21 protein-coding genes, 2 tRNA genes and 1 pseudogene are annotated in these 25645 nt (G+C 71.7%); 15 read left to right on the top strand and 9 right to left on the bottom strand.

Features of this window, described 5'->3' with window-relative positions; genetic code table 11:
• Window positions 1-218: 218 nt before the first annotated feature.
• From FB557_RS11775 to glgX, 3 genes are all read left to right on the top strand, one after another.
• On the top strand, window positions 219-1559 hold the full coding sequence (locus FB557_RS11775; protein WP_246074753.1) for an MFS transporter: 1341 nt from the start codon (window positions 219-221) through the stop codon (window positions 1557-1559).
• A 36-nt stretch (window positions 1560-1595) separates the two neighbouring features.
• Window positions 1596-2996, top strand: a complete 1401-nt coding sequence (locus FB557_RS11770) for an MFS transporter (protein WP_144857815.1) — start codon at window positions 1596-1598, stop codon at window positions 2994-2996.
• A 250-nt stretch (window positions 2997-3246) separates the two neighbouring features.
• Complete coding sequence (gene glgX, locus FB557_RS11765; protein ID WP_211356569.1) at window positions 3247-5391, top strand: glycogen debranching protein GlgX; 2145 nt, start codon at window positions 3247-3249, stop codon at window positions 5389-5391.
• Here the strand turns inward: glgX and FB557_RS11760 are convergent.
• Complete coding sequence (locus FB557_RS11760; RefSeq protein ID WP_144857813.1) at window positions 5378-6094, bottom strand: GNAT family N-acetyltransferase; 717 nt, start codon at window positions 6092-6094, stop codon at window positions 5378-5380. The genes glgX and FB557_RS11760 overlap by 14 nt on opposite strands.
• Window positions 6091-7044 carry an acyl-CoA thioesterase gene (locus FB557_RS11755; protein ID WP_144857812.1) on the bottom strand — a complete coding sequence of 318 codons (954 nt, stop codon included), beginning with the start codon at window positions 7042-7044 and terminating at the stop codon, window positions 6091-6093. Before FB557_RS11755 ends, FB557_RS11760 begins: the two co-directional genes overlap by 4 nt.
• Between FB557_RS11755 and yczE the strand changes: the two are divergent.
• A pseudogene (gene yczE, locus FB557_RS14915) lies at window positions 7043-7696 on the top strand (membrane protein YczE); the annotation flags it as partial. The gene FB557_RS11755 and the pseudogene yczE overlap by 2 nt on opposite strands.
• A gap of 117 nt (window positions 7697-7813) precedes the next feature.
• Here the strand turns inward: yczE and FB557_RS11745 are convergent.
• The gene (locus tag FB557_RS11745; RefSeq protein WP_144857811.1) at window positions 7814-9976 is read right to left on the bottom strand and encodes a RecQ family ATP-dependent DNA helicase; all 2163 of its coding nucleotides are present in this window, start codon (window positions 9974-9976) and stop codon (window positions 7814-7816) included.
• Window positions 9977-10057: 81 nt separating this feature from the next.
• On the opposite strand from FB557_RS11745, the gene FB557_RS11740 reads away from it, so the two are divergent.
• The 3 genes from FB557_RS11740 (at window position 10058) to FB557_RS11730 (ending at window position 12062) form a co-directional block, all read left to right on the top strand.
• Window positions 10058-10507, top strand: coding sequence for an acyl-CoA thioesterase (locus FB557_RS11740; protein ID WP_144857810.1), 450 nt, complete (start codon window positions 10058-10060; stop codon window positions 10505-10507).
• A complete protein-coding gene (locus FB557_RS11735; RefSeq protein ID WP_144857809.1) occupies window positions 10504-11172 on the top strand; it encodes a DUF8185 domain-containing protein in 669 nt (222 codons plus the stop codon). The genes FB557_RS11740 and FB557_RS11735 overlap by 4 nt, the downstream gene beginning before the upstream one ends.
• A 98-nt stretch (window positions 11173-11270) precedes the next feature.
• Window positions 11271-12062 carry an inositol monophosphatase family protein gene (locus FB557_RS11730; protein ID WP_246074783.1) on the top strand — a complete coding sequence of 264 codons (792 nt, stop codon included), beginning with the start codon at window positions 11271-11273 and terminating at the stop codon, window positions 12060-12062.
• On the opposite strand, the gene FB557_RS11725 is transcribed toward FB557_RS11730, so the two are convergent.
• The 5 genes from FB557_RS11725 to pepN form a co-directional block, all read right to left on the bottom strand.
• Complete coding sequence (locus FB557_RS11725) at window positions 12063-12878, bottom strand: glycerophosphodiester phosphodiesterase family protein (RefSeq protein WP_144857808.1); 816 nt, start codon at window positions 12876-12878, stop codon at window positions 12063-12065. It abuts the gene before it with no gap.
• On the bottom strand, window positions 12878-14575 hold the full coding sequence (locus FB557_RS11720; RefSeq protein WP_144857807.1) for a glycoside hydrolase family 13 protein: 1698 nt from the start codon (window positions 14573-14575) through the stop codon (window positions 12878-12880). The genes FB557_RS11725 and FB557_RS11720 overlap by 1 nt, the downstream gene beginning before the upstream one ends.
• A gap of 81 nt (window positions 14576-14656) precedes the next feature.
• Window positions 14657-15061: a globin gene (locus FB557_RS11715; protein WP_144857806.1), complete on the bottom strand. Its 405-nt coding sequence runs from the start codon at window positions 15059-15061 to the stop codon at window positions 14657-14659.
• A 126-nt stretch (window positions 15062-15187) separates the two neighbouring features.
• Window positions 15188-16099, bottom strand: a complete 912-nt coding sequence (locus tag FB557_RS11710) for a mechanosensitive ion channel family protein (protein WP_246074751.1) — start codon at window positions 16097-16099, stop codon at window positions 15188-15190.
• A 3-nt stretch (window positions 16100-16102) separates the two neighbouring features.
• Window positions 16103-18655 carry an aminopeptidase N gene (gene pepN / locus FB557_RS11705; RefSeq protein WP_144857805.1) on the bottom strand — a complete coding sequence of 851 codons (2553 nt, stop codon included), beginning with the start codon at window positions 18653-18655 and terminating at the stop codon, window positions 16103-16105.
• A 50-nt stretch (window positions 18656-18705) separates the two neighbouring features.
• Here pepN and FB557_RS11700 point away from each other — a divergent pair, with 50 nt between their 5' ends.
• From FB557_RS11700 to trmB, 4 genes are all read left to right on the top strand, one after another.
• Window positions 18706-19323 carry a DsbA family protein gene (locus tag FB557_RS11700; RefSeq protein ID WP_144857804.1) on the top strand — a complete coding sequence of 206 codons (618 nt, stop codon included), beginning with the start codon at window positions 18706-18708 and terminating at the stop codon, window positions 19321-19323.
• A gap of 34 nt (window positions 19324-19357) precedes the next feature.
• Entirely contained in the window at window positions 19358-19825 is a 468-nt protein-coding gene (locus FB557_RS11695; protein WP_144857803.1) for a ribose-5-phosphate isomerase, read from the top strand.
• Between the two features lie 166 nt (window positions 19826-19991).
• Window positions 19992-21086 (top strand): PP2C family protein-serine/threonine phosphatase, encoded by a 1095-nt coding sequence (locus FB557_RS11690; RefSeq protein WP_144857802.1) that lies wholly within the window; start codon window positions 19992-19994, stop codon window positions 21084-21086.
• An 84-nt stretch (window positions 21087-21170) separates the two neighbouring features.
• Window positions 21171-21947: a tRNA (guanosine(46)-N7)-methyltransferase TrmB gene (trmB, locus tag FB557_RS11685; protein WP_144857801.1), complete on the top strand. Its 777-nt coding sequence runs from the start codon at window positions 21171-21173 to the stop codon at window positions 21945-21947.
• Window position 21948: 1 nt separating this feature from the next.
• On the opposite strand, the gene FB557_RS11680 is transcribed toward trmB, so the two are convergent.
• Window positions 21949-22025 (bottom strand) — tRNA-Pro (locus FB557_RS11680).
• A 131-nt stretch (window positions 22026-22156) separates the two neighbouring features.
• Between FB557_RS11680 and FB557_RS11675 the strand changes: the two genes are divergently transcribed.
• The 4 genes from FB557_RS11675 to FB557_RS11660 all read left to right on the top strand — a co-directional run bounded on the left by FB557_RS11675 (window position 22157) and on the right by FB557_RS11660 (window position 25629).
• Window positions 22157-22227, top strand: a tRNA-Gly gene (locus tag FB557_RS11675).
• A gap of 74 nt (window positions 22228-22301) precedes the next feature.
• On the top strand, window positions 22302-23717 hold the full coding sequence (gene tig, locus FB557_RS11670; RefSeq protein ID WP_144857800.1) for a trigger factor: 1416 nt from the start codon (window positions 22302-22304) through the stop codon (window positions 23715-23717).
• Window positions 23714-24946 (top strand): MFS transporter, encoded by a 1233-nt coding sequence (locus tag FB557_RS11665; RefSeq protein ID WP_144857799.1) that lies wholly within the window; start codon window positions 23714-23716, stop codon window positions 24944-24946. Before tig ends, FB557_RS11665 begins: the two co-directional genes overlap by 4 nt.
• Complete coding sequence (locus FB557_RS11660; protein ID WP_144857798.1) at window positions 24943-25629, top strand: PaaI family thioesterase; 687 nt, start codon at window positions 24943-24945, stop codon at window positions 25627-25629. Before FB557_RS11665 ends, FB557_RS11660 begins: the two co-directional genes overlap by 4 nt.
• Window positions 25630-25645 lie beyond the last annotated feature (16 nt).

Raw genomic sequence — 25645 nt, 5'->3', positions numbered from 1 at the left:
GGGAACGAGTGTGCCAGATAAAAAGGAATAGCGCGAAGGGAGCGACGCGGCGTGCCGGTCGGCGATTTCGGCAACGGATCCGTTGCGTAATCCGCCGATTTTGCAGCGGATTGGTCTGGTGTTCACCCACGCGTCCCGCAGGGGCATGCCGACTTTGTGGAGGGGGTCGTGACTGTGTACTCTCCCGAATTGTGATGAATAAAAAGGAGAGTTTCGCAGTGGCCGGGCGTGACGAGGGGAGCGGCGCGCAGCGGGTCCTGTGGCTCTCCACCATCGCCTTCACCTTGATGTTCGCCGTCTGGCTGATGTTCGGCATCCTCGGCAAGCCGATCAGCAAGGAGTTCGGTCTGAGCGAGGTCCAGCTCAGCTGGATCATCGCGCTCGCCGTGCTCAACGGGTCGATGTGGCGACTGCCGGTCGGGATCATGACCGACCGGGTCGGGGGGCGGAAGGTGATGACCTTCCTCCTGCTCGGCACCGCCGTCCCGGCCTTCCTCGTCTCCTTCGCGAACAGCTACGCGATGCTGCTGGTCCTCGCCTTCTTCGTCGGCTTCGCCGGCAACTCCTTCACCTCCGGCATCGCGTGGAACTCGACGTGGACCCCGCGTGAGCGCCAGGGCTTCGCCCTCGGCCTCTTCGGGGCCGGCAACGTCGGTGCGTCGGTCACGAAGTTCATCGGCCCGCCGATCATCGCGGGCACCGCCGGGGCGACCTACCTCGGCATCGTCGAGGGTGGGTGGCGCCTCATCCCCGTCGTCTACGCCGTCCTGCTCGTGATCATGGCCGCCGTGCTGTGGTTCGGCACGCCGAGCCAGGACCGGATGGCCGGTCAGGGTCGGCCCCTCGCCGAGCAGCTTGTGCCGCTGAAGCAGGTCCGGGTGTGGCGCTTCAGCCTCTACTACGTCGCCTTCTTCGGCGCGTACGTGGCCCTGGCCGCGTGGCTACCCACGTACTACATGGACAACTTCGACATCTCGCTGCAGAGCGCGGCCCTGCTCACCGCCCTCTACATCTTCCCGGCCTCGCTGCTGCGGCCCGTCGGAGGCGGGCTCTCGGACCGCTTCGGCGCGCGGAAGGTCATGTACGGCACCTTCGCGGTGATGCTCCTGACCACCGGCATCCTCATGATGCCCAACGGCCACCTCGTCATCGACCACGCCGACGGACGGACGACCGAGCACCTCGGCTACGCGATCGGCCTCGTCCCCTTCACCATCCTCGTCTTCCTCCTCGGCTGCGCGATGGGGGTCGGCAAGGCTGCCGTCTACAAGCACATCCCCGAGTACTTCCCGGACAACGTCGGCTCGGTCGGCGGGCTGGTCGGGATGCTCGGAGGCCTGGGGGGCTTCTTCCTCCCGCCGCTCTTCGCCTACACCAAGGCCTGGAGCGGGTTCCCCTCGAGCACCTTCTTCGTCCTCTTCCTCCTCACCGTGATCTGCGCGGTCTGGATGCACTGGACCGTCGTGCGGATGATGCACCGCAGCACCCCCGAGCTGGCCGGCCACGTCGAGGCCCCCCACGCCACCGATGTCCGGACCGCTGCCGTCCCGACGACCTGACCTCACCCCCCTTCGTCACGAGAGCGAGACAACCCGATGAGCAGCACGACCGACACCTCACGCACCGGCGGTGAGTGGCTCGAGTCCTGGGACCCCGAGGACGAGGCCACCTGGGACAAGGGCCTGGCGTGGAAGACCCTGTGGGTCACCACCTTCTGCCTGACCCTGGCCTTCGTCGCCTGGTTCCTCCCCAGCGCGATCATCCCGAAGCTGAACGCCCTCGGGTACGACTTCAGCAAGAGCCAGCTGTACTGGATGGCCGCGATGCCCGGTCTCTCGGCCGGCCTGCTGCGGATCGTCTGGATGACCCTGCCGCCGATCCTCGGGACCCGCAAGATGGTCGCGCTGACCACCCTGCTGCTCGTCTTCTCCACCGTCGGCTGGGGCGTGCGGGTGCAGTCGCCGACCGCTCCGTACTGGGAGCTGATGGTCCTCGCCTTCCTCGCCGGTATCGGCGGCGGCGCCTTCTCCGGCTTCATGCCGAGCACCAGCTACTTCTTCCCGCGGCGGATGCAGGGCACGGCCCTGGGCCTCCAGGCCGGCCTGGGCAACTTCGGTGTCTCCCTGGTCCAGCTGCTCACCCCGATCCTCATCGGCCTCGGCGCGCTCGCGGTCTTCGGCGGCAGCCAGGAGCTCGAGGTGGCCGGCAAGGCCAACAAGGAGGTGTGGTTCCAGAACGCCGCCTTCGTCTGGGTGCCGCTGATGATCATCGGCGCCGCGATGGCCTGGACGATGCTCAAGTCGGTGCCGATCAAGGCCAACATCAAGCAGCAGTTCGACATCTTCGGCAACCAGGACACCTGGTGGATGACGCTCCTCTACATCATGACCTTCGGGACCTTCTCGGGTCTGGCCGCGCAGTTCGGGCTGCTCATGCTCAACCTCTACGGCGCCGGCAACGAGGAGATCGTCCGGGGCAGCGGCGCCACCGCGGAGGTGCTGATCCAGGGATACTCCGTGCCGGACCCGGTGAGCTACGTCTTCCTCGGCGCCCTCGTCGGTGCCGCTGCCCGCGTCGTCTTCTCCCCGCTGACCGACAAGATGGGCGGCGCGATCTGGACGCTGATCTCGGGCATCGGGCTCATCGCCTCGATCTCCTTCACCATGACCGCGCTCACCCCGGACACCTCATCGGCCGAGGCGCTCCAGGGCGGCTTCGACCGCTTCTTCTGGGGCATGCTCGCGATCTTCCTCTTCAGCGGTATCGGCAACGCCTCGACGTTCAAGCAGATGCCGATGATCTTCGAGCGGCGTCAGGCCGGCGGCGTGATCGGCTGGACCGCCGCGATCGCCGCCTTCGGCCCGTTCTTCTTCGGCGTCGGGGTGACCCTCTTCGGCCCGGTCGCCTTCTACGGCATCGGCGTCGCCTGGGCGGTCATGTGCGTGGCGATCACCTGGTGGCGCTACGCGCGCCCGGGGGCACCGAAGCCGGGCTGACCCCCCTTCGCCCCCCTTCGCACCTGCCAAGGCAGGTGCCCACCGGCCTCGCACCTGCCAAGGCAGGTGCCGGCACTGCTCGCCGGGCGTGCCCTCGCGGCAGGAATGGCGGGCGTGTCGAACGACACGCCCGCCATTCCTGACCTCAGGGCACGGGATGCCGTCCCGCGACGAGACCCTCGGTAGGCTCGGACGACCCTGCACGACCCCCGGCGGGCGACCGCCGACCGACCCCTGCCCAGGAGACACCTTGGAGATCTGGCCCGGCGACGCCTACCCCCTCGGGGCGACCTACGACGGATCGGGCGTCAACTTCGCCGTCTTCTCGGAGATCGCCGAGCGGGTCGAGCTGTGCCTGGTGAGCAGGGACGGTGAGGAGACCCGGGTCGAGATGACCGAGGTCGATGGCTTCGTCTGGCACTGCTACATCCCCGGCATCCAGCCCGGGCAGCGCTACGGCTACCGGGTGCACGGGCTCTACGAGCCGGCCGAGGGGCACCGCTGCGACCCCTCGAAGCTGCTGCTCGACCCCTACGCGAAGGCGATCGACGGGCAGATCGAGAACGACCCGGCGATCTTCTCCTACGACTTCGACGACCCGACGCTGCGCAACGAGGAGGACAGCCTCGGCAAGACGATGCTCTCGGTCGTCATCAACCCCTTCTTCGACTGGGGGCACGACCGCCCGCCGCGGCACGAGTACCACGAGTCGGTCATCTACGAGGCTCACGTCAAGGGCCTGACGATGACCCACCCGGACGTGCCCGAGGAGATCCGCGGCACGTACGCCGCCATCGCCCACCCGGCGATCATCGAGCACCTCACCGACCTCGGGGTCACCGCGATCGAGCTGCTCCCGGTGCACCAGTTCGTCCAGGACACCAGCCTGCAGGAGAAGGGGCTGAGCAACTACTGGGGCTACAACACCATCGGCTTCCTCGCCCCGCACAACGGCTACGCCTCCGGCGGCGGTGGCCAGCAGGTGACCGAGTTCAAGGCCATGGTCAAGGCGTTGCACGAGGCCGACATCGAGGTCATCCTCGACGTCGTCTACAACCACACCGCCGAGGGCAACCACCTCGGCCCGACCCTGGCCTTCCGCGGGCTGGACAACGCCTCGTACTACCGGCTCGTCGACGACGCCCCGGACCACTACTACGACACCACCGGCACCGGCAACAGCCTGCTCATGCGCAACCCGCACGTGCTGCAGCTGATCATGGACAGCCTGCGCTACTGGGTGACCGAGATGCATGTCGACGGCTTCCGCTTCGACCTCGCGGCGACGCTGGCCCGGCAGTTCCACGAGGTCGACAAGCTCTCGGCCTTCTTCGACCTCATCCAGCAGGACCCGGTGATCAGCCAGGTCAAGCTCATCGCCGAGCCCTGGGACATCGGCGACGGCGGCTACCAGGTCGGCAACTTCCCCCCGCTGTGGACGGAGTGGAACGGCAAGTACCGCGACACCGTCCGCGACTACTGGCGTGGGCAGGGGGCGACCCTGGGCGAGTTCGCCTCGCGGCTGACCGGCTCCTCGGACCTGTACGAGAACTCCGGGCGCCGACCGTACGCCTCGATCAACTTCGTCGTCGCGCACGACGGCTTCACCCTGGCCGACCTCGTCTCCTACGACAGCAAGCACAACGAGGCCAACGGCGAAGGAGGAGCCGACGGCGAGAGCCACAACCGGTCGTGGAACCACGGGGCGGAGGGGGAGACCGACGACCCGGAGATCAACGCCCTGCGTCATCGCCAGCAGCGCAATTTCCTCGCCACCCTGCTGCTCAGCCAGGGGGTACCGATGCTCGCCCACGGTGACGAGCTCGGTCGCACCCAGCACGGCAACAACAACGTCTACTGCCAGGACAACGAGATCGCCTGGATGGACTGGGAGCTTCAGGACTGGCAGCAGCACCTGCTGGAGTTCACCCGCCGGGTGGTGACCCTGCGCCGGGAGCACCCGGTCTTCCGGCGTCGGCGCTTCTTCGCCGGTCGGGCGGACCACGGCGGCGAGTCCTCGATCGGTGACATCGAGTGGTTCCGGCCCGACGGCGCCCACATGGCCGAGCACGAGTGGAGCGACGGGTCGGCGAGCGCGATGCTCGTCTTCCTCAACGGTCAGGCGATCCCGGAGCCGGACGAGCGCGGTCGACCGGTGGTCGACGACGACTTCCTCCTGCTCTTCAACGCCGGGCACGAGCCGGTGACGGTCACCCTGCCGGGGAGTGAGTACGGCCAGACCTGGCGCCCGATCATCGACACCTGCGCCGACCTGCTCACCAGCGAGACGCACGCGGCGGGCTCGCAGATGGAGCTGGGGCCGCGCAGCATGGCGGTGCTGACCCACCTGCGTGAGGAGCCGCACGCCACGCCCGGGACGGTCAGCCAGCTGTAGCGTCCCGAAGGTCGGCGGTGAGCGCGCTCAGCGACGTGGTCGGCGACCCGTCCTGGGCCGTGTCGAGCCAGCGGCGCTGGGCGTCGCGTATCGCGGGCCACTCGGGCGCGGTGATCGAGTACCACGCGGTGTCCCGGTTGCGTCCCTTGTAGACCATCGCGTCGCGGAAGACGCCTTCGAAGGCGAAACCGAGACGCAGCGCCGCGGCCCGCGAGGGCGCGTTGAGGGCGTCGCACTTCCACTCGTAGCGGCGGTAGCCGCTGGCGAATGCGTGCTCGGCGAGCAGGTGCATCGCCTCGGTCGCGGCGGTGGTGCGCTGCAGCACCGGGGAGTAGAGGATGTTGCCGATCTCGACGCACCCGTGCGCCGGGGTGATCCGCAGGTAGCTGGCCATGCCCACGACCTGGCCGGCGACGACGAGCGCGAACGCGGCGGAGTCGGGCATCGAGAGTGCGGCGTCGAGGACGCCGACCGTCTCGGTGAGCGACCCGGGAGGATCGACGCCGAGGTAGGTGAAGAGCGCGGCCGGGATCTCGGTGCCCCCGAGCGCGTCGTACAGCCCCGGGGCGTCGTCGCCGGGACGGAGCGGGCGAAGGGAGACGTGCCGCCCGGTGAGCTCGACCGCCTCCAGCGCAGGCGGGGGCTGCCAGTCGGGGACGGGTCGACCGACGGGCAGGCCGGCCGCGTCGAGGTGCGGGGTCACCCCTTCGTCTCGTCCTTGACCCGGAGCATGCCCTCCTGGGCGACGCTCGCGACGAGCCGGCCGTCGTGGTCGAAGATCCGGCCGAAGCTCAGGCCACGCCCACCCTGGGCGGAGGGCGAGTGCTGGCTGTAGAGCAGCCACTGCGCGGGGTCGACAGGGCGGTGGAACCACATGGCGTGGTCGAGGCTCGCTGGTCGCAGGCGGTGGTCCGCCCAGGACAGCCCGTGGCGGCGCAGCGCGGGCTCGAGCACCGTGTAGTCCGAGGCGTAGGCGAGCACGGCCGCGCGGAGGAACGGGTCGTCGGCCACCGGACCGACGGCGCGGAACCAGACGTCTTGGTCGGGGGAGGCGTCGGCGGCGGGGTGCAGACTGACGCTCCCCTGGACGTGCCGGTGCTCGATGGGCCGACTGACTATGTGCCGCGCCTTGGGGTCGTCGATGCCGGAGAACTGGTCGGCGAGGCTGGGGAGCTCGTCGGGCCCGGGAACCTCCGGCGCCTCGTCCTGGTGATCGATGCCGCCGGCGTCGTCCTGGAAGGAGGCGGTCATCGACAGGATCGGGGCCCCACGCTGGATGGCGTGCACCCGCCGGGTGGAGAAGGACCGCCCGTCACGCATCCGCTCGACGGCGAAGCGGATCGGCTGGCTCGCATCGCCGGGGCGCATGAAGTAGGCGTGCAGCGAGTGCGGGTGCCGCTCGGGATGCTCCTCCCGCAGGGTGAGCGAGCCGGCGATCAGCGCCTGGGCGAGCACCTGGCCGCCGAAGGCGCGCCCGTACGGCATCGGCTGGGATCGGCCGACGAAGACGTCGGCCGAGGAGGTCCCGACCTCCACCGGCTCGTCGGTGCTGCTCTCCACCGTGATCCGGGCGCTGCCCTCCGATGTCAGGTCCAAGGTGTCGAGAAGGTCGGCCATCGCTTCCGACCGGACCTGCTGCGTGCCGTCGTCCATGACAGAGGACCCTAGGCGATGGGGCGCGACCGGGGCGGGGTCGCCCGCCGATGAGCAGCCATCACCTCCGGCGCCGGCACTGGTCCACCATGGGCCCATGCGACGCAACGTCCCCTTGGTCCCGCTGACCCCGCGGGAGCAGCTCAGGGCCGGCCGGCTCCCCCTTCGCCTCAGCCAGCTGATGGTCGGCCTGGTCCTCTACGGCGTCGCGATGGGCATGCTCGTGCGCAGCACGCTCGGGCTCGACCCGTGGGACGTCTTCCACGACGGGGTGCAGAAGCTGACCGGGCTCTCCTTCGGCACGGTGGTCATCCTCACCGGCGTCGCGGTGCTCGCCTTCTGGGTGCCGCTGCGGCAGTGGCCTGGGGTCGGCACGGTGGCGAACACGGTCGTCATCGGGTTGGCCACCGATGCCACCCTGGCGCTGCTCACCGCCCCGGAGTCCCTGCTCTGGCGGTGGGTGCTGCTCCTCGGAGGGATCGTCGTCAACGGCGCGGCGGGGGCGATCTACATCGGCAGCCAGCTCGGTCCTGGGCCGAGGGACGGCCTGATGACCGGTCTCGCGCAGCGCACCGGCCTGAGCATCCGGCTGGTGCGCACGAGCCTGGAGCTGACGGTGCTCGCCGCCGGCTGGCTCCTCGGCGGAGTCGTGGGCCTGGGGACCGTCCTCTATGCCCTCCTCATCGGGCCGACGATCCAGTTCTTCCTGCCCCTGGTGACCGTCGACATCAGCGAGCGGGCCGAGCAGCTGCGCGCGCAACGAAGGGGGTCAGCCCTCGAGTCCGAGGGCGAGGGGGAGGACGGCGTCGGCCCCGGCCCGTCGCAGGAGGCGCCCGGCCACGGTGAGGGTCCAGCGCGAGTGGACGACGTCGTCGACGAGGAGGACCGGCCCGCTTGCTGCGGCCAGCGCTGACCCAAGCTCGTTCCCGACGCTGAACCGGTCCCACACCCCCGCGAGGCGGAAGGCGGAGTTGCCCCCGGGCTCGCCCACCGGGCCGCCGTCGACGAGGTCGAGGCTGCCGAGCAGGGGCAGTCGCCCGGCGGAGGCGATGTGCGACGCGGTCGACGCGACGAGGCTGGGGTGATGTCGGGACGGCATCGCGACGACGCCCACCGGCCGCTGCTCCCAGGGCCAGGCCGCCAGAACCTCGATGAGCGCACGGCTCATCGCCTCGGGGATCTCGCCGTCCTCGCCCGAGACGACGTCGCGGACCCGAGGACCCCACCCGAGGTCGGTCGTGCGGGCGAGAGCCCGACCCTCGGCGACCTGCCCCTCGGCGGGAATCCGTCCCTTCACTTCCACACCCAGCCGGGGCATGCCGGTGGGCCAGCTGACCCGAGGCTCGATCGGGACGCCGGGTCGGTGCAGCGCCTGGCCGGCCGCGGACACCGCCGCGTCGTCGACCGCCTCCGGGACCCAGCCCGGGTCGCAGACGTCGCACCGGCCGCAGGGTTGCGGGTCGGGGTCGTCCAGGCACTCCTGGAGGAAGGCCATCCGGCAGGTCCCGTCCTCCCCGAGGGCGAGGTAGCGCCGCATGAGGTCCTGCTCATGTCGGCGCGCCTGGTCGACCCGCTCGTAGCGCGGCGCGTCGTAGGTCCAGGGCCGTCCGGTGGTGGTCCACCCGCCGGGGACCCGCTGCACGGCACCGTCGACGTCGAGCACCTTGAGCAGCAGCTCCAGCCTGGTCCGGCGCACGTCGACGGCGGTCTCCAGGGCCGCGGTCGAGAGCGGCCTGCTCGCCTCGGCGAGGGTGCGCAGCACGGTCTGCGCCTGGTCCTCGCGAGGCATCGACGCCGAGGCGAAGTAAGCCCAGATCGCCGGGTCGTCATGCCCCGGCAGGAGGACGACGTCGGCTCGCTCGGTGGCCCGGCCGGCGCGGCCCACCTGCTGGTAGTACGCCACCGGCGAGGACGGTGCGCCGAGATGCACGACGAAGCCGAGGTCGGGCTTGTCGAATCCCATGCCCAGGGCGCTGGTCGCCACGAGCGCCTTGACCTCGTCGCGCCGCAGCGCCTCCTCGAGGTCGGCGCGCTCCTCGGCGTCGGTGCGGCCGGTGTAGGGGCGCACCGCGTGACCGGCGTCGGCGAGCGCCCGCGCGACGTCCTCGGCCGCCGAGACGGTGAGGGTGTAGACGATGCCGCTGCCGGGTAGCTCCGCCAGGTGGGTGGTCAGCCACGCGAGGTGCGCATCGGGGCCGGCGACCGGCAGCACCCCGAGCCGCAGCGAACGCCGAGCGAGCGGGCCGCGGACGGTGAGCACCTCCTGCCCGCCGGCGCGCAGCTGCTCGGCGACGTCGTCGACCACCCGTGCGTTGGCCGTCGCGGTGGTCGCGAGCACGGGAGTCTGCTCGGGGAGCTGCTCGAGCAGGTCGGCGATGCGCCGGTAGTCGGGCCGGAAGTCGTGCCCCCAGTCGGAGATGCAGTGCGCCTCGTCGATGACGACGAGCCCGCAGCGGCGGATCAGGTCGGGCAGCTGCTCCTCACGGAAGCGGGGGTTGTTCAGCCGCTCCGGGCTGACGAGCAGCACGTCGATCTCGTCCTGGGCCAGCCGCGCGCGGATCTCGTCCCACTCCTGCGCGTTGGCCGAGCTCATCGAGACCGCGCGCACCCCTGCGCGCTCGGCCGCGGCGACCTGGTCACGCATCAGGGCGATGAGCGGGGAGACGATGAGGGCCGGGCCGGCCCCCTTCGCCCGCATGAGGGAGGCCGCGACGAAGTAGACCGCCGACTTGCCCCAGCCGGTGCGCTGGACGACCAGGGCTCGGCGCCGGTGCTGCACCAACGCGGCGACCGCCTCGAGCTGCCCGTCGCGGAAGTCGACGTCCTCCCGCCCGACCAACCGGCGCAACGCCTCGCGCGCCTGCGCAGCCAGAGACGGGTCGACCTCGCCTGGACCAGCGACGGTGGCTTCGGGGGCATCGAGCTGCGACATGTCGACCACCGTAGGTGAGCCCGCCGACAACCCAGGGCGGCCGATGCTCCCTTCGCGCTGCCGCCTGCGAGGATTGGTGCCATGACTGAGCGGACCTCGGCCCTGATCCCGCTGCGCTGGAGCGACATGGACGCCTACGGCCACGTCAACAACGTGCAGTACCTGCGCCTCCTCGAGGACGCCCGGATCGCCGGCTTCGAGGACTGGTTCGGACCGCACGGCTCGGAGTCCCTGCTAGAGGGCGGGGTGATCGTCGCCCGCACCGAGGTCGAGTACCTGCGGCCCCTGGTCTACCGCCGCGCGCCGGTGCAGATCGACATGTGGGTCTCGCGGCTGGGGGGTGCGAGCTTCGACGTCGGGTACGAGCTGCGCGACCCGGCGGAGATGGGGGATGCCGTCTACATGCGGGCCGAGACGACGATGTCGGCCTACGACTTCGCCGGGGAGCGGCCCCGGCGGCTGCGCGACAGCGAGCGTGAGGTGCTGCGCTCGCGCCTCGCCGAGCCGGTCGCGCTGCGTCGGCGCCGATGAGCACGCTGCACCTGCTCGACGAGGAGTCGGCCGCCGACCTGCGCACCTTCGTCGCGCGGGCCAAGCGGCACGACCCGGACGGGGCGATCCGCCTCCAGGTGGTGCCCCGCGGCGAGGGCGGGGTGCTCGCGGCCTGGGTGTGCGTCCTGCCAGGGGTCGGGCTGATGCGCTCGGGTCTCGTGCTCGGGCTGCGCACCGTCGCCCTGGCGTGCGGCGACGAGGCGCTGGACACTGTGGTCCCGCTCGCCGGGCTCACCGACCGCTTCGCCCACGGCGCGATCACCGAGCTGCCGGTACCGCCGAGCACCGTCGAGGCGGCGTGGGCAGCGATCAGCCCGCCGTTGGGCGGGTGGCGTGAGCTCGGGACCGTGGCCGGGTCGGCGTTGTCCGAGGTCGCCTCCACGGGCGTGGCCGAGGTCGCGACCGGCACCCCCGAGGGGGCCGGGTCGGCGGCCGTCGCCGACCTGCGAGCCCGGGTCTGGGGACGAGCGGTCGAAGGGGGATCAGCCGCCGGCGCAGAGCCGCTCACCATCCCCGCCGGAGCGGCGTTCGGGATGGCGGTGCTCGGTTTTGTGCCCCCATCCCCGGGCGGGCAGGTGGCGGTCCACCGCCAGGGGCCGTGGACCCGGCTGTCCAGCCGCACCGGGTTCGTCCTCGCCAGGTGAGCCGAGGCGGAGCGAGGCGCCGTACGCTGGCCGGTGTGGACGCGCCGCACGCTCACGCCGAGACCCTCACCACCGCTGGTGCCGACCCCCACGAGCCGCTGGATGGCCTCGCCGACCTCGACGACGCGGCGCTCGCCGCGGAGCTGACGGCTCGAGCCGGGCAGCTGGCCGCGCAGATGCGCGCCGAGGGGCTGACCGCTGGGCAGGTTGGGCACAAGACCTCGATCTCCGACGTCGTCACCGCGGCCGACCACGCGGCCGAGGAGCTCGTCACCACCGCGCTGCGCCAGGTCCGTCCCGAGGACGGGATCGTCGGCGAGGAGGGTGCCGAGGCGCCGTCCGCCTCGGGGCGGACCTGGGTGATCGACCCGGTCGACGGCACCTACAACTTCCTGTCGGGCATGGCGTACTGGTGCAGCGCGCTCGCGCTGCGCGACGACGAAGGGGTGGTGCTCGGGGCGGTCCACCAACCGGTCACCGGGGAGGCCTGGCTCGGCGGACGAGGCCTGCCGACCACGCTGGGCGGGTCCCCCCTTCGCCCGCTCGACGACCTGCCGCTGGACCAGGTGTGCCTGGCCACCTACCTCCACCCCACCCGGCTGACGCGGCCGGACCTCGTCGAGCCGTGGCGGGCACTGTGCTTCGGCGCCGCGACGGTACGCATGCTCGGCTCCGGGTCGTGCGACCTCGCCGCGGTCGCGGCCGGACGCATCGGTGTCTGGGCGCAGGCGCTCGTCCCGGAGTGGGACTGGCTGCCTGGTGCCGCGCTGGTCCAGGCGGCCGGCGGGCAGACGGTGCAGGTCGACGTGCGCGGCACGACGTGGAGCGTCGCGGGCCGGCCGAGCGCCGTCGAGTCGGCCGTGCAGGCCCTCACGGGCGCGGGAGGGTAGCTAGCCCGGGAGCGGGGTGCCTCGCTCGGCAAGGACATCACGCAGGGTGTCGATCCGGTCGGTGACGATGCCGTCGACCCCGAGGTCGAGCAGTCGGTGCATCTCCTCGGCGTCGTCGATCGTCCACACGTGCACCTGCTTGCCGGTGGAGTGAGCAGCCGCGAGGACCTTCGGCAGGACCAGGGTGACCTCGCGTCCGGCGACCGGGTGGGTGACCGGGATCTGCAGGGCCTGCGCCGGTGAGCTGATCAGGCGGCTGAGCAGCCGGGGCAGCAGACGCATCCCGGCGACACCCGCTGGGCCGGCGGAGGTCGCGAGGTCCGGGCCGAGGAGGCGCCGCGCGGCCCGCAGCCGCTGGTCGGAGAAGGAGCCGACGCACACCCGGTGCAGGGCGCCGTGGCGCCGGACCGCCTCGACGAGGGGCTGCACCGCTCGCGGCGCCTTGATGTCGATGTTGAACCGGGCGTCGGGGAAGGTCTCGAAGAGCTCGTCCATGAGCGGCACCGCGTCGCCGGCGTCGGTCCTGGCGCGCTCGACCTCAGCCCAGGGGAGACCGGCCAGCGCCCCGACTGCGTCGGTGACCCGGTCGAGCACGTCGTCGTGGAAGGCGACGAGCCGACCGTCGGCCGTGGCGTGCACGTCGGTCTCGAGGTAGCGGTAGCCCATCGCGACCGCCTCGGCGAAGGCCGCGACGGTGTTCTCCCGCCCGACGTTCGGCGCGTACTCCGCACCGCCCCGGTGGGCCAGGGCGAGCGGCGTCGGCGCGTCGAAGTAGGGGTAGGCGGCAGCCGGTCTCGGCGGCCGTACGGCCAGCATCAGGTCGTCCGGGTGGGCAGGGTGGCCCAGACCGCCACGTCGGTCGGCACGGCCCGGCCGGCGAGCTCTCCGGAGGCCACGAGCACCTCCGCGCCGTCCGGGATCGTGACCGGCTCACCCCCGAGGTTCGCCAGGACCAGCGTCGGGGCGTCAGTACCTCCCGCCACGTACGCAAGGACGTCGTCGGCGAAGCCGTCGACCTCTGCGAGCGAGCCACGCCCCAGGCCGCGCTCGCGACGAAGGCGCAGCAACGTCCGGTACAGCTCGAGGGTCGACCCCTCGACCCCGACCTGCTGGTCGACCGCCAGGTCGCCGTAGACCTCGGGCTGAGGCAACCACGTGCTCTGGCTCGGTCCGAAGCCGAAGGAGGGTTCCCCCTTCGCCCAGGGCATCGGGACCCGGCAGCCGTCCCGGCCCACCTCCTCACCCTCGGTACGCACGTAGGTGGGGTCCTGCCGGTGCTCGTGCGGCATCGTCGTGTGCTCCGGCAGGCCGAGCTCCTCGCCCTGGTAGACGTAGGCGCCCCCCGGGAGAGCGAGCATCAGCGCGGTCGCCGCGCGCGCCCGTCGCAGCCCCAGCGCGACGTCGGGCTGACGGTCCTGCGCACTGATCCCGTTGGGGCGGGGCTCGTCCTGGGGCAGGCCGAACCGGCTGGCGTGCCGGACGACGTCGTGGTTGCTCAGCACCCAGGTGGCCGGCGCGCCGACCTCGTCGTTGACCCGAAGGGACTCGGCGATGACCGCTCGCTGCTCGCCGGCGATCCACGGGGTGTCGAGGTACTCGAAGTTGAACGCCTGGTGGAACTCGTCCGGGCGCACGTAGCGGGCCAGCCGCTCCACCGGACGCACCCACGCCTCGGCGCACATGATCCGCTCGGGGTCGGTGAACTCCTCGAGCACCGCTCGCCAGGCGCGGTAGATCTCGTGGACCCCCTCCTGGTCCCAGTACGGGCTGTTCGCGGTGCGCTGCTCGAGCATGTGGTCGCGGCGGGAGTAGGGCGGCAGTCCCTCGGCCTTGACCAGGCCGTGGGCGACGTCGACCCGGAAGCCGGCGACGCCGCGGTCGAGCCAGAAGCGCAGGATCGAGCGGAACTCCTCGCGGACCTCCTCGTTCTGCCAGTTCAGGTCGGGCTGGGTGACGTCGAAGAGGTGCAGGTACCACTGGCCGGGCTGCCCGTCGGCCTCGGTGACCCGGGTCCACGCCTGGCCGCCGAAGACCGACTTCCAGTCGTTCGGGGGCCGCGAGCCGTCGCCGGCGCCGTCGCGGAACATGTACCGGTCGCGCTCGGGCGAGTCCGGCCCGGCGGCCAGCGCCGCCTGGAACCACTCGTGCTCGGAGGAGGTGTGGTTGGGCACGAGGTCGACGATCACTTTCAGCCCCAGGTCGTGCGCCTCGGCGAGCATCGCGTCGACGTCGGCGAGGGAGCCGAAGAGGGGGTCGATGTCGCGGTAGTCGGCGACGTCGTAGCCGGCGTCGTGCTGCGGGGAGACGTAGAAGGGCGAGAACCACACGGCGTCGACCCCCAGGTGGCGCAGGTGCGGCAGGCGGTCGGCGATCCCCGCGAGGTCGCCGATGCCGTCGCCGTCGCCGTCGGCCCAGCTGCGGGGATAGACCTGGTAGATCACGGCATCACGCCACCAGGGGGCGTTCGGCGGCGATCCGGGGTGCAGGGGAGTCGTGCTCAGCTCATCGGGCATGCGCCCGATCCTCTCAGCGACCGGCCCACTCATGCCAACGATCGGCGCGGGCTCTGGAGAGCTGGGTCCGACGGTCCAGGGCTAGGACCGAGACCCGGGGTCGTCGGTGTTGACGAGCATGTGCGCGGCCCGGAAGAAGTAGTCGCGCATCGCCTCGGCGTGCGCCTCGGGCAGGTCGAGGGTGTCCATCGCGGCGTACATGTGCCGCAGCCAGCGGTCGCGCATGTCGAGGGTGACGGCGAAGGGGGCGTGGCGCATCCGCAGTCGGGGGTGACCGCGCTCGTCGTTGTAGCTGCTCGGCCCCCCGAAGTACTGCTCGAGGAACATCCGCAAGCGGCGCTCGGCAGGGGCGAGGTCCTCCTCGGGGTAGAGCGCCCGCAGCTCTGGGTCGGCCTTGACCCCGTCGTAGAAGGCCGAGACGAGCGCGACGAAGGTGTCGTGGCCGCCGACCTGCTCGTAGAAGGTCTCGCCGGGCTGGTGGAACATGCACCCAGTCTCTCAGGACGGTGGCCCGGGTCATCGGGACCCCGACCCTGCAGCACTTCGTCGTCGGTGCAGCACATGCAGGTGCTGCACCGACAAGGAAGTGCTGCATGCAGCAGTTTCGTGGGGTCAGGCCGGGGGGAGCGGGGGGAAGGGCGGGCCGGCCACCCCTTCGTCGTCGAAGGCCTCCTTGACCCGGCGGCGCAGCTCGCGCTGGACGCCCCAGTGCTCGTTCGGGGCGCACCGGGCCAGCAGGCGCATCGTCACCGTGCCGCCGGTGATCGACTCCACGCCGAGCAGCTGCGGCGGATCGAGCAGGGCGCTGGACCAGTCGGGATCATCCTCCATCCCGGCGATCGCCTCACGGATGATCCGGCCGACCCGGTCGACGTCCTCGCGGTAGGAGAAGGGGATGTCGGCCATCGCGGTGGTCCACCCCTGGCTCTTGTTGGCCACCCGGACGATCTCGCCGTTGCGTACGTACCAGACCACGCCCTCGATGTCGCGCAGCCGGGTGACCCGCAGGCTGACCTCCTCAACGGTGCCGACGGCCTCGCCGGTGTCGACGATGTCACCGACGCCGTACTGGTCCTCGAGGATCATGAAGACGCCAGAGAGGAAGTCCTTGACCAGCGACTGGGCGCCGAAGCCGAGCGCCACGCCGCCCACCCCGGCCGAGGCCAGCAGCGGCCCGAGCGGGATGCCGATGAGCGACATGACCGTCAGCAGCGCGAGCAGGGCGACGACGACGGTGACGATCGAGCGCAGCAACGAGGCGATGGTCAGCGCCCGCTGCTTGTGCCGCTCCTGGTCGGCGCCTCCCTTGTCCTTGCGGGCCGGCTTGCCCTGCTCGGACCGGGCGATGGTGGAGTCGACGAAGGAGCGGATCGCGCGGTGCAGCACGAGGCGCGCGACGAATGCCGCCACCAGCGTGATGAGGATCTGCGCGGGCACCCCGGCGAACCACTCCCACGCCTGCTCGGTGGTCACCGACAACGAGGCGAAGGAGAGGTCGAGGGCGAAGGGGGTCGGCGTCACCACCGGTTAGTCCTCCTGGGCGTCTCGGTCCTGGGCGCGCACCGCCCGAGCGACGGAGTCACGGTTCTCCGCGACGGTGCGGCGCAACCCTGCCGGAGCGTCCGGGTTCTCGTCCAACCAGGCCTGCGTCGCCGCCAGCAGCTCCGGGCCGGCGAGGGCCATCGGGTAGAAGAGCGTCGCGATGCTCTCGGCGACGGCGTGCGTCCGGTCGCGCCAGACGCCGACGAGCGCCTCGTGGTAGCGCTGGACGAAGGGGGTGAGCAGGCTTTCGTCGCTGGCCCGGCCGAAGCCGAGGGCGTGGGCGTCGATGACCGAGTTCGAGGTGCTCGCGTCCTCGACGCCGGCGCGCCAGGCGGCCTCCTTGGCCTCGGCCGTCGGGGCGGCCGCGCGGGCGCGGGCGGCCCGCTCCCGACCGGCGGCGGTGCGGTCACGTGCGGCCTCGTCGTCGACGTGGGCGCCGGTCCGGTCCCCGGCCGCCACGAGCGCGGTGAGCAGCGTCCAGCGCATGTCGGTGTCGACCGCGAGACCGCCCCGCACCTCGTCGCCGTCGAGCAGCCCGGCCAGCCAGCTGGTGTCGTCGCCGGGGGCGGTGATCTCGGCGACGGCGGACACGAGCTGCAGCTGGGCGTCGCTGCCCGGCGCCGCTGAGCGAGCCAGCGCGACCAGCCGGTCGCGGACCGTGCTGCGCAGCTCGTCGCGGGCCGCCGGAGCGGCGTAGGTCTGGACCGCGGTCCGCAGCTGCAGCAGCAGCGTCTTGAGCAGGGTCGAGTCCTCCTGCCCCTCCAGCGCGGCGAGAGCGATCGGGAGGTAGTCCCGGGCGGCCAGCTCGGCGTCACGGGTCATGTCCCAGGCGCTCGCGAGGCAGAGCGACTGCGGCAGCGAGTCCTCGAAGGCGGTCGGGTTGTCCCGCACCGTCGCGAGCGAGCGCTCGTCGAGCCGGATCTTGGCGTAGGCGAGGTCGTCGTCGTTGACGAGCAGCAGGTCCGGCCGCGGCGTACCGGCCAGCTCGGCGACCTCGGTGCTCTCGCCCTCGACGTCCAGCTCGACCCGGTGGGTCCGGCGGAGCACCCCGTCCTCCAGCGAGTAGCAGCCGACGGCCAGCCGGTGCGGCCGCAGGGTCGGCAGGTCCTCCGGAGCGGTCTGCTCGACCCGCACGGCCGTCATCACCCCTTCGTCGTCGGTCTCGATCACCGGCCGCAAGGTGTTGACCCCGGCCGTCTCGAGCCACTGCTGGCTCCAGGTGCGCAGGTCGCGCCCGGAGGTGGTCTCGAGCTCGGTGAGCAGGTCGGCCAGGGCGGTGTTGCCCCAGGCGTGCTTGGCGAAGTAGGCCCGCAGCCCGTCGCGGAAGGCCTCGCGCCCGACGTAGGCGACGAGCTGCTTGAGCACCGAGGCGCCCTTGGCGTAGGTGATGCCGTCGAAGTTGACCTCGACGTCGTGCAGGTCGCGGATCGGGGCGACGATCGGGTGGGTGGTGCTCAGCTGGTCCTGGCGGTAGGCCCAGGACTTCTCGTGGGTCGAGAAGGTCGTCCAGGCACCCTCCCAGTCGGTGGCCTCGGACTGGCAGGTGGTGCTGGCCCACTCGGCGAAGGACTCGTTGAGCCAGAGGTCGTTCCACCACTTCATCGTCACGAGGTTGCCGAACCACATGTGCGCCAGCTCGTGCAGCAGGGTCAGCGCGCGACGCTCCACGAGGCTGTCGGGCACCTTGGAGCGGAAGACGTACATCTCGTGGAAGGTGACGCACCCGGCGTTCTCCATCGCCCCCATGTTGTACTCCGGCGCGAAGATCTGGTCGTACTTGCCGAAGGGGTAGGGCTGGTCGAACTCGGACTCGAAGTAGGCGAAGCCGGCCTTGGTCAGGGACAGCAGGTTCTCGGCGTCGAGGTGCTCGCGCAGCGAGCGGCGGCAGAAGATGCCGAGCGGCACCTCGCCCGCGCGGGTGGTCACCGAGTCGCGGACGACGTCGTACGGGCCGGCGACCAGCGCCGTGATGTAGCTGCTCATCCGCTCGGTCGGGGCGAAGGCCCAGGTCGCGACGCCCTCTCCCGCTGGCTGCGGATCAGGGGTGGGGGAGTTGGAGATCACCTGCCAGTGGGCCGGCGCGGTGACGGTGAAGGCGAAGGTGGCCTTGAGGTCGGGCTGCTCGAAGACCGGGTACATCCGGCGGCTGTCCGGGACCTCGAACTGGGTGTACAGGTAGACCTCGTCGTCGGCGGGGTCGACGAAGCGGTGCAGCCCCTCCCCGGTGTGCATGTAGGTCCCCGTGGCCCGGACGGTGAGCACGTTCTCGGCCGCGAGCCCGGGCAGGGTGATCCGGGAGTCGGCATACACCTGCGCCGGGTCCAGCGCCTCGCCGTTGAGCTCGACCGACTCGACGGACTCGCCGATGAAGTCGATGAAGGTGCCCTCACCCGGCCGGCGGCAGCTGAAGCGGACCGTGCTCTGGGTCGCGAAGACCTTCTCAGAGGTCGTGAGGTCGAGGGCGACCTTGTAGGAGTCGACCTCGATCAGGTCGGACCGGATGGCGGCTTCGTCGCGGGTGAGGTTGGTTCCAGGCATGGGGGTCATGCTGGCAGACCGCGCCGAGCACGGTCTGCGAGGATGCCGCCATGAGCACCCCAGACATCGCGGACGTGGACTTCTACTTCGACCCGGCCTGCCCCTGGGCCTGGATGGCCTCCCGCTGGATGATGGAGGTCGAGCAGGTCCGCGACGTGCGCGTCCGGTGGCGCCAGATGAGCCTGTGGGCGCTCAACGAGGACAAGGACCTCGACGAGGGGTACCGCGCCTTCCAGGACAAGATTCACCCCATGTCTCGGGTCGTGGCCAAGGCGATCGCCGAGCACGGCGACGAGATCGCCAAGCCCCTCTACGACGCGCTGGGCGAGCGCATCCACCACGAGGGGCGCACCGACCTCGAGGCCGTGGTCTCCGAGGCGGTCGCGCAGGCGGGGCTGCCCGAGAGCGTCCTCGACGGTGCCGACGACGCGTCCTGGGACGCCGTCCTGCGGGCCAAGCAGCAGGGCGTCGTCGAGCTCGTCGGCGACGACGTCGGCACCCCGACCATCACCATCGGGGGCACCACCTTCTTCGGCCCGGTGGTCAGCCCCGCGCCGCAGGGCGAGGCCGCGGGCCGGCTCTGGGACGGGTGCGTCCTCGTCGCCGGCACCGACGGATTCTTCGAGCTCAAGCGCAGCCGCGACCGCGACCCGATCTTCCGCGCCTGACACACCCCCTTCGCACCGCACGAACAGGAGCACGATGCGCGTCCACATCGGCGGCGACCACGCCGCCTTCGAGCTGCACCAGGAGCTGCTGACCTTCCTCGAGCAGGAGGGCCACGAGGTGACCGACCACGGCCCCACCGCGTACGACCCGCTCGACGACTACCCCGTCCACGTGCTGCGGGCGGCGCAGGCCGTCGCGGCGGACCCCGGCAGCCGGGGAATCGTCCTCGGGGGCTCGGGCAACGGCGAGCAGATGGCTGCCAACAAGGTCGAGGGCATCCGCGCCGCGCTCTGCTACACCGTCGAGCTCGCCGAGCTGGCCCGGGAGCACAACGACGCTCAGATCATCTCGCTCGGGGGCCGCATGCAGTCGCTCGAGGAGGCCAAGGACATGGTGCGCACGTTCCTCGCGACCGACTTCAGCGGCGAGGCCCGCCACCAGCGGAGGATCGACATGATCACCCGGTTCGAGACCTCGGGGGAGCTCCCCGCGCTGCCGTGAGCGGGATCGCGAGCCGGCGAAGGGGACTTATACCCCTTCGTCGCGGGCGGCCGGGAGTCGCGTTGGTCAGCATTTGGTAAAGATCCTCTGACCTGGCCCTTTGAGCGCGTAAAGTCGCGAGCACGCGTCGTCCGGACGCGGCGTCTCAGCAGAGCGGAGCCCCACCATGGCGGTCACGTCCCACCCGGGGCGACCCCTTGCCCCGGTCGTGCTCGACTCCGTGCTGCGGGCGGTGTCGAGCGTCTCGACCGGGGTCCACCTGAGCATCCTCGGGCTCTACTGCGCCGCCTTCGTCGTGCTCCACCCGCTCTACCCGATCGCGGTCCCCACCGCGTACTTCATCCCGGCCCTGCTCGTCGCCGGCTTCGTGCTGCCCTTCCGGGCCCTGCTGCAGCTGTGCGCGGCGATCACCGTGCTCATGATCGGCACCGTCGTCCTCGGCCCGGCCCAGCCCTACGTCGTCGGCCCGATCGCCGTCGCGGTAACGATGGGCGTCGTCCTCCTCGCGGGCGCCTCCCGGGCCCGGCACGGGGTCGGGGCCTTCGTGGGCGACCAGATGCTCGTCGAGCTGCGCGACCGGCTCTTCGACACCGGGGCGATCCCGCCGCTGCCCGAGGGCTGGTACGCCGAGCGCGCCTTCGCCAGCGCCTACGGCGAGCCGTTTTCCGGCGACTTCGATGTGGCGGTGCTCCAGGACGACGACAGCCGCCTCGAGATCGTCCTCGTCGACGTCGCGGGCCAGGGGCAGAAGGTCGCGACCCGCTCGCTCGCGCTGTCCGGCGCGCTGAGCGGGCTCGTCGGTCAGACCGACCCGGGTCGCGTGCTCGCCGCCGCCAACGCCTACCTCGGCCGCGCCGGGTGGGAGGACGGCTTCGCGACCGCCGTGCACCTCGACGTCGACCTCGCCTCCGGCCGGTTCAGCCTCGGGCACGCCGGTCACCCGCCGGCCGTCCGGTTCGACGCCCAGGCCGGGCGGTGGGTCACCGTCACCGCGGCGCTCGGGCCCGCGCTCGGTCTGCTGCCCGACCCGGCCTACCCGCGGATCGAAGGGGTGCTGCGTCGCGGCGACGCCCTGCTCGTCTACACCGACGGGGTCGTCGAGTCGCCGACCGCCGACGTCGCCGACGGGATCGACTGGATGCTCAGCCGCGCCGAGGAGTCGATGGAGCACGGACTGCGCGGACTGACCACCCAGCTGGTCAAGCAGGGGCGCGCCGGCGACGGCGACGACCGCGGCGCGATCCTCATCCGACGCGACTGACCCGAGCCGACCGGGACTGACCGCGACTGCTCGGGATCGACCGGGACCGACCAGAGAGACCCGACCCTCTAGGCTCGGGCCGCGATGAGCCCCGTCGACGACCACGTCCCAGACCAGCCCCATGACCAGGCGAGCAGCGACCCCCTTCGCCGTCCCGCCACGGACCGGCCGCGGACCGAGGACGGTCGGCACCGGTCCGGCGTGCGCACCTTCACCCCTCGCTGGCGCAGCTCGCCGCTGACCGACGAGCGGATGGCCCGGCTCATGCCGCGCTACGGGGTCGGGTCCGAGCTGCTCGACCAGGCCCGGCGGGCCGAGATCTTCGGGCGGGTTGCCCCCTTCGTCCTCGAGATCGGCTCGGGCCACGGCGGAGCGGCGCGCGCCTACGCCGCCAGCCATCCCGAGCACGATCTGCTCGCCGTCGAGGTGCACGTCCCGGGGATCGCCCGGATGCTCGCCGCGGCCCACGAGGAGGGCCTCGCCAACCTGCGCGTGCACCGCGGCGACGCGCTCGAGCTGCTCCAGACCAGCATTCAGGCGGGGTCGCTCGAGGCGGTGCACCTCTTCTTCCCCGACCCCTGGCCCAAGGCCCGCCACGCCAAGCGGCGCCTGATCCAGCAGCACACCCTTGACCTCATCGCCTCGCGGCTGCGACCGGGCGGTGCGCTGCTCGTCGCGACCGACCACGCGCAGTACGCCGAGCACGTGCGCGAGCAGCTCGCCGAGCACGGCGGCTTCGAGGTGAGCGAAGGGGACCGGCCGGCCTGGCGGCCGACCGACGGCTTCGAGGACAAGGGCACCCGTGCCGGCCGGGCGATCCACGAGCTGAGGATCGTCGCCCGCGACACCAGCGATCGCTGACTGGTCGGGGTAGCCGGATTCGAACCGGCGGCCTTCCGCTCCCAAAGCGGACGCGCTACCAAGCTGCGCCATACCCCGTGCTCGTCCCGGCCGGCGCGGGCACGCCCGAGCCGATTTCGACTCGCCACCGGAACCCGCATAGGCTAGCCGGTGCTCCTCCGGACACGGTGACGCCCGCTCCCTTCGCGCTGGCGTGCTCACGGAGGTGTGCGGGCGTAGCTCAATGGTAGAGCCCCAGTCTTCCAAACTGGCTACGCGGGTTCGATTCCCGTCGCCCGCTCCGGCAGGACGGCCAGCGAGCCGTCTCCGGTTACTGACATCCGCCCGCGAACCCGAGATTGTGGAGTGCCCCCAGTGAAGAGTGCCGTCGAGAAGCTCAACCCGACCCGGGTCAAAGTGACCGTCGAGGTCCCGAACGAGGAGCTGCAGCCCCACGTGGACGCGGCCCTGAAGCAGATCGGCAGCCAGATCCAGGTGCCCGGATTCCGAGCGGGCAAGGTCCCGAACCGGATCATCGAGCAGCGCGTCGGCAAGGCCTCGGTCATGCAGGAGGCGGTCAACGAGGCGCTGCCGGAGTTCTACGGCCAGGCCATCGAGGAGAACGACCTGCGCCCCCTCGGCCAGCCCGAGGTCGAGATCACCACGCTGCCGCTCGAGGGTGAGGACACCTTCGCCTTCACCGTCGAGGTCGACGTGCGCCCCGAGTTCGACCTGCCCGACTACGACGGCATGGCAGTGACCGTCGACCCGCTCACCGTCACCGACGAGGACGTCGAGCAGCGCATGACCGAGCTGCGCGAGCGCTTCGGCACCCTCACCGGGGTCGACCGCGCGGTCCAGGACGGTGACTTCGTCTCGATCGACCTGCGTGCCGAGATCGGCGGCGACGAGGTCGACGCCGTCGAGGGCATCTCCTACGAGGTGGGCTCCGGCACCATGCTCGAGGGCATGGACGAGGCGCTCGTCGGCCTGAGCGCGGGGGAGTCGGCTGACTTCACCGCCCCGCTCGCCGGCGGCGACCAGGCCGGCTCGCACGCCGACTGCACCGTCACCGTCCAGTCGGTCAAGGTGCGCGAGCTGCCCGAGGTCGACGACGAGTTCGCCCAGCTGGCGAGCGAGTTCGACACCGCCGAGGAGCTGCGCGCCGACGTCACCGCCCAGGCCGAGCAGGCGAAGAAGTTCGAGCAGGGCATCCAGGCCCGCGACAAGGTCCTCGAGCAGCTGCTCGAGCAGACCGAGATCGACCTGCCGGAGAGCATCGTCACCGCCGAGGTCGACCGCCACCTCGAGCAGGAGGACCGGCTCGAGGACGACGAGCACCGCGCCGAGGTCGAGGAGTCGACCCGCAGCGCGCTCAAGGCGCAGTTCCTCCTCGACAAGCTCGCCGAGACCGAGGAGATCGAGGTCGGGCAGAACGAGCTCGTCGAGTACCTCATGATGCAGGCCCAGCAGTACGGCATGGACCCCAACCAGTTCGCCCAGCTCGTCGACCAGCAGGGCCAGATCCAGGCCATGGTCGGTGAGGTCGGCCGCCGCAAGGCGCTGGCCGCCGTGCTCGACAAGGCCAAGGTCACCGACACCGAGGGCACCGAGATCGACCTCGACGACCTCGTCCCGACCGAGGACGGCGAGGACGAAGGGGGCGAGCCCGCCCCCGCGGAGGAGCCCACCGACGAGACCGAGTCCGAGACCACCACCGAGGGCGGGGACACCGCCGAGGGTGAGTCGACCGGCGCCCGGGAGGGCGAGCAGGAGTCGACCCAGGAGTGAACGAGCCGGTCCCCACCCGGCTGAGCACGACGAGGACGGCCCATCGGGCCGTCCTCGTCGTCTTCGCGCTCGCCGGCATCACCTTCGCGACCTGGGCCTCGCGGCTGCCAGACATCAAGGCGGTGCTGGACCTCACCCCCGGCGAGCTCGGCGTGACGCTGCTCGCCGGGAGCGTCGGGGCGCTGCTCGCCCTCCCGCTCGCCGGACGGGTAGCCGACCGGGTCGGGACCACCGGCGCCGTGCTCATCGGCACGGTCCTCGGCGGGATCGGGATCACCGGCATCGGGCTGGGGACCGAGGTCGTCGGCTCCCGGGCCGTCGTCTCGGCCGCGCTGCTCGCGACGAGCGCGGGGGTCTCGCTGTGGGACGTCGCGATGAACCTGCAGGCGGCGACCGTCGAGCGCGCCCTCGGCAGGTCGGTGATGCCGCTCTACCACGCCTCCTTCTCCGCGGGCACCGTGCTCGCGGCGCTCCTCGGGGCCGCCTTGGTCGCGCTCGACGTCCCGGTGCTGCTGCACCTCAGCCTCGTCGCCACCTTCGCCGTCGGGGTCGTCCTCGCCGCGGTGCGCGCCTTCGTCTCGGACCCGCGCTCGGCCGTGGGCGCCGGCGAGGGACCGGCCCGCTCGGCCTGGACCGAGCGCCGCACGGTGCTCGTCGGCGTCTTCGTCCTCGTCGCGGCCTTCACCGAGGGGACCGCCAACGACTGGATCGCGGTGGCCTTCGTCGAGGGTCACGGGGTGCCGGCGTGGGCCGGGGTGGTCGCCTTCGCCTGCTTCCTCTCGGCGATGACGCTGGGCCGGGTGCTCGGCACCCGGCTGCTCGACCGGTACGGCCGGGTGCGGGTGCTCGCTCCGATGCTGCTCGTCGCCGCCGTCGGCTCGCTGCTCGTCGTGCTCGCCCCACCGCTGCCCGCCTACCTGGGCACCCTGCTGTGGGGCTTCGGGGTGAGTCTGGGCTTCCCGGTCGGGATGAGCGCGGCGGCCGACGACCCGGCCCGGGCCACCGCACGGATGTCGGTGGTCGCGACGATCGGCTACGGCGCCTTCATCGCCGGACCGCCGGCGCTGGGCTTCCTCGGCGATCACGTCGGTGTGCTGCGGGCCCTGCTCCTCGTTGCGGTGCTCATCACACTGGCCCTGCTCACGCTCGGCTCGGTCGCCGAGGAGGATGAGAGCGTGGGTCGGCGCACGGCCCTGGACCCGACCCCGAAGGAGAGCAGCGGCAGATGACGGCAGGTGGCTTCGACGCCCTGGTTCCGGTGACCGACCCCGACGCGCTGCGCGAGCAGGAGCAGGCCGGCGCCGCTCTCGCCGACGCCGTGCGCGAGCTGCTCGACGCCACCGTGCGCACCCGGCTCGACCCGGCCCAGCTGCACGCGGCGATCCCCGCCGTCCGAGAGGTCACCGAGTCCCTCCTCGCCGACGCGGCCGACGGACCGCGCGGCCTCGAGCCGAGCAGCGACGGCCGGATGCGGGTCCACGGCAACCCGATGGTCGGGGCGCTCAACCCCTTCGCCCCGCCGCTGCGCATCGACTGGGACGGGGAGCGGGCAGCCACCCGCTTCACCGTCGGCGCGGCCTACGAGGGTCCGCCGGGCTGCCTGCACGGCGGCATCGCCGCGGCCGTCCTCGACCAGGTCCTCGGGGTCATCCCTTCGAGCATCGGCCTGCCGGCGATGACCGCGACCCTCGACCTGCGCTACCGGCGACCGACCCCGCTGGGCGAGCTGAGCGCCACGGCCTGGCTGGTCGAGCGCGACGGGTGGAAGCTGCGCCTCGAGGGAGAGCTGACCGACGCTGAGGGCGAGGTGACGGTGAGTGCTACCGGTCTCTTCGTCGTCCCCCGGGTGGCTCGGGAGCACCTGGGCACCCCGACCGGTGACGCCGGCGAGTTCGCCCCACCGGCCGGCTGACCCCCCTTCGCCCGCC

The organism is Marihabitans asiaticum (assembly GCF_007828725.1).
Lineage (GTDB): Bacteria > Actinomycetota > Actinomycetes > Actinomycetales > Dermatophilaceae > Marihabitans > Marihabitans asiaticum.
The sequence above is the reverse complement of the archived record's forward strand: the minus strand, read 5'-3'. Positions and strand labels throughout refer to the sequence as shown.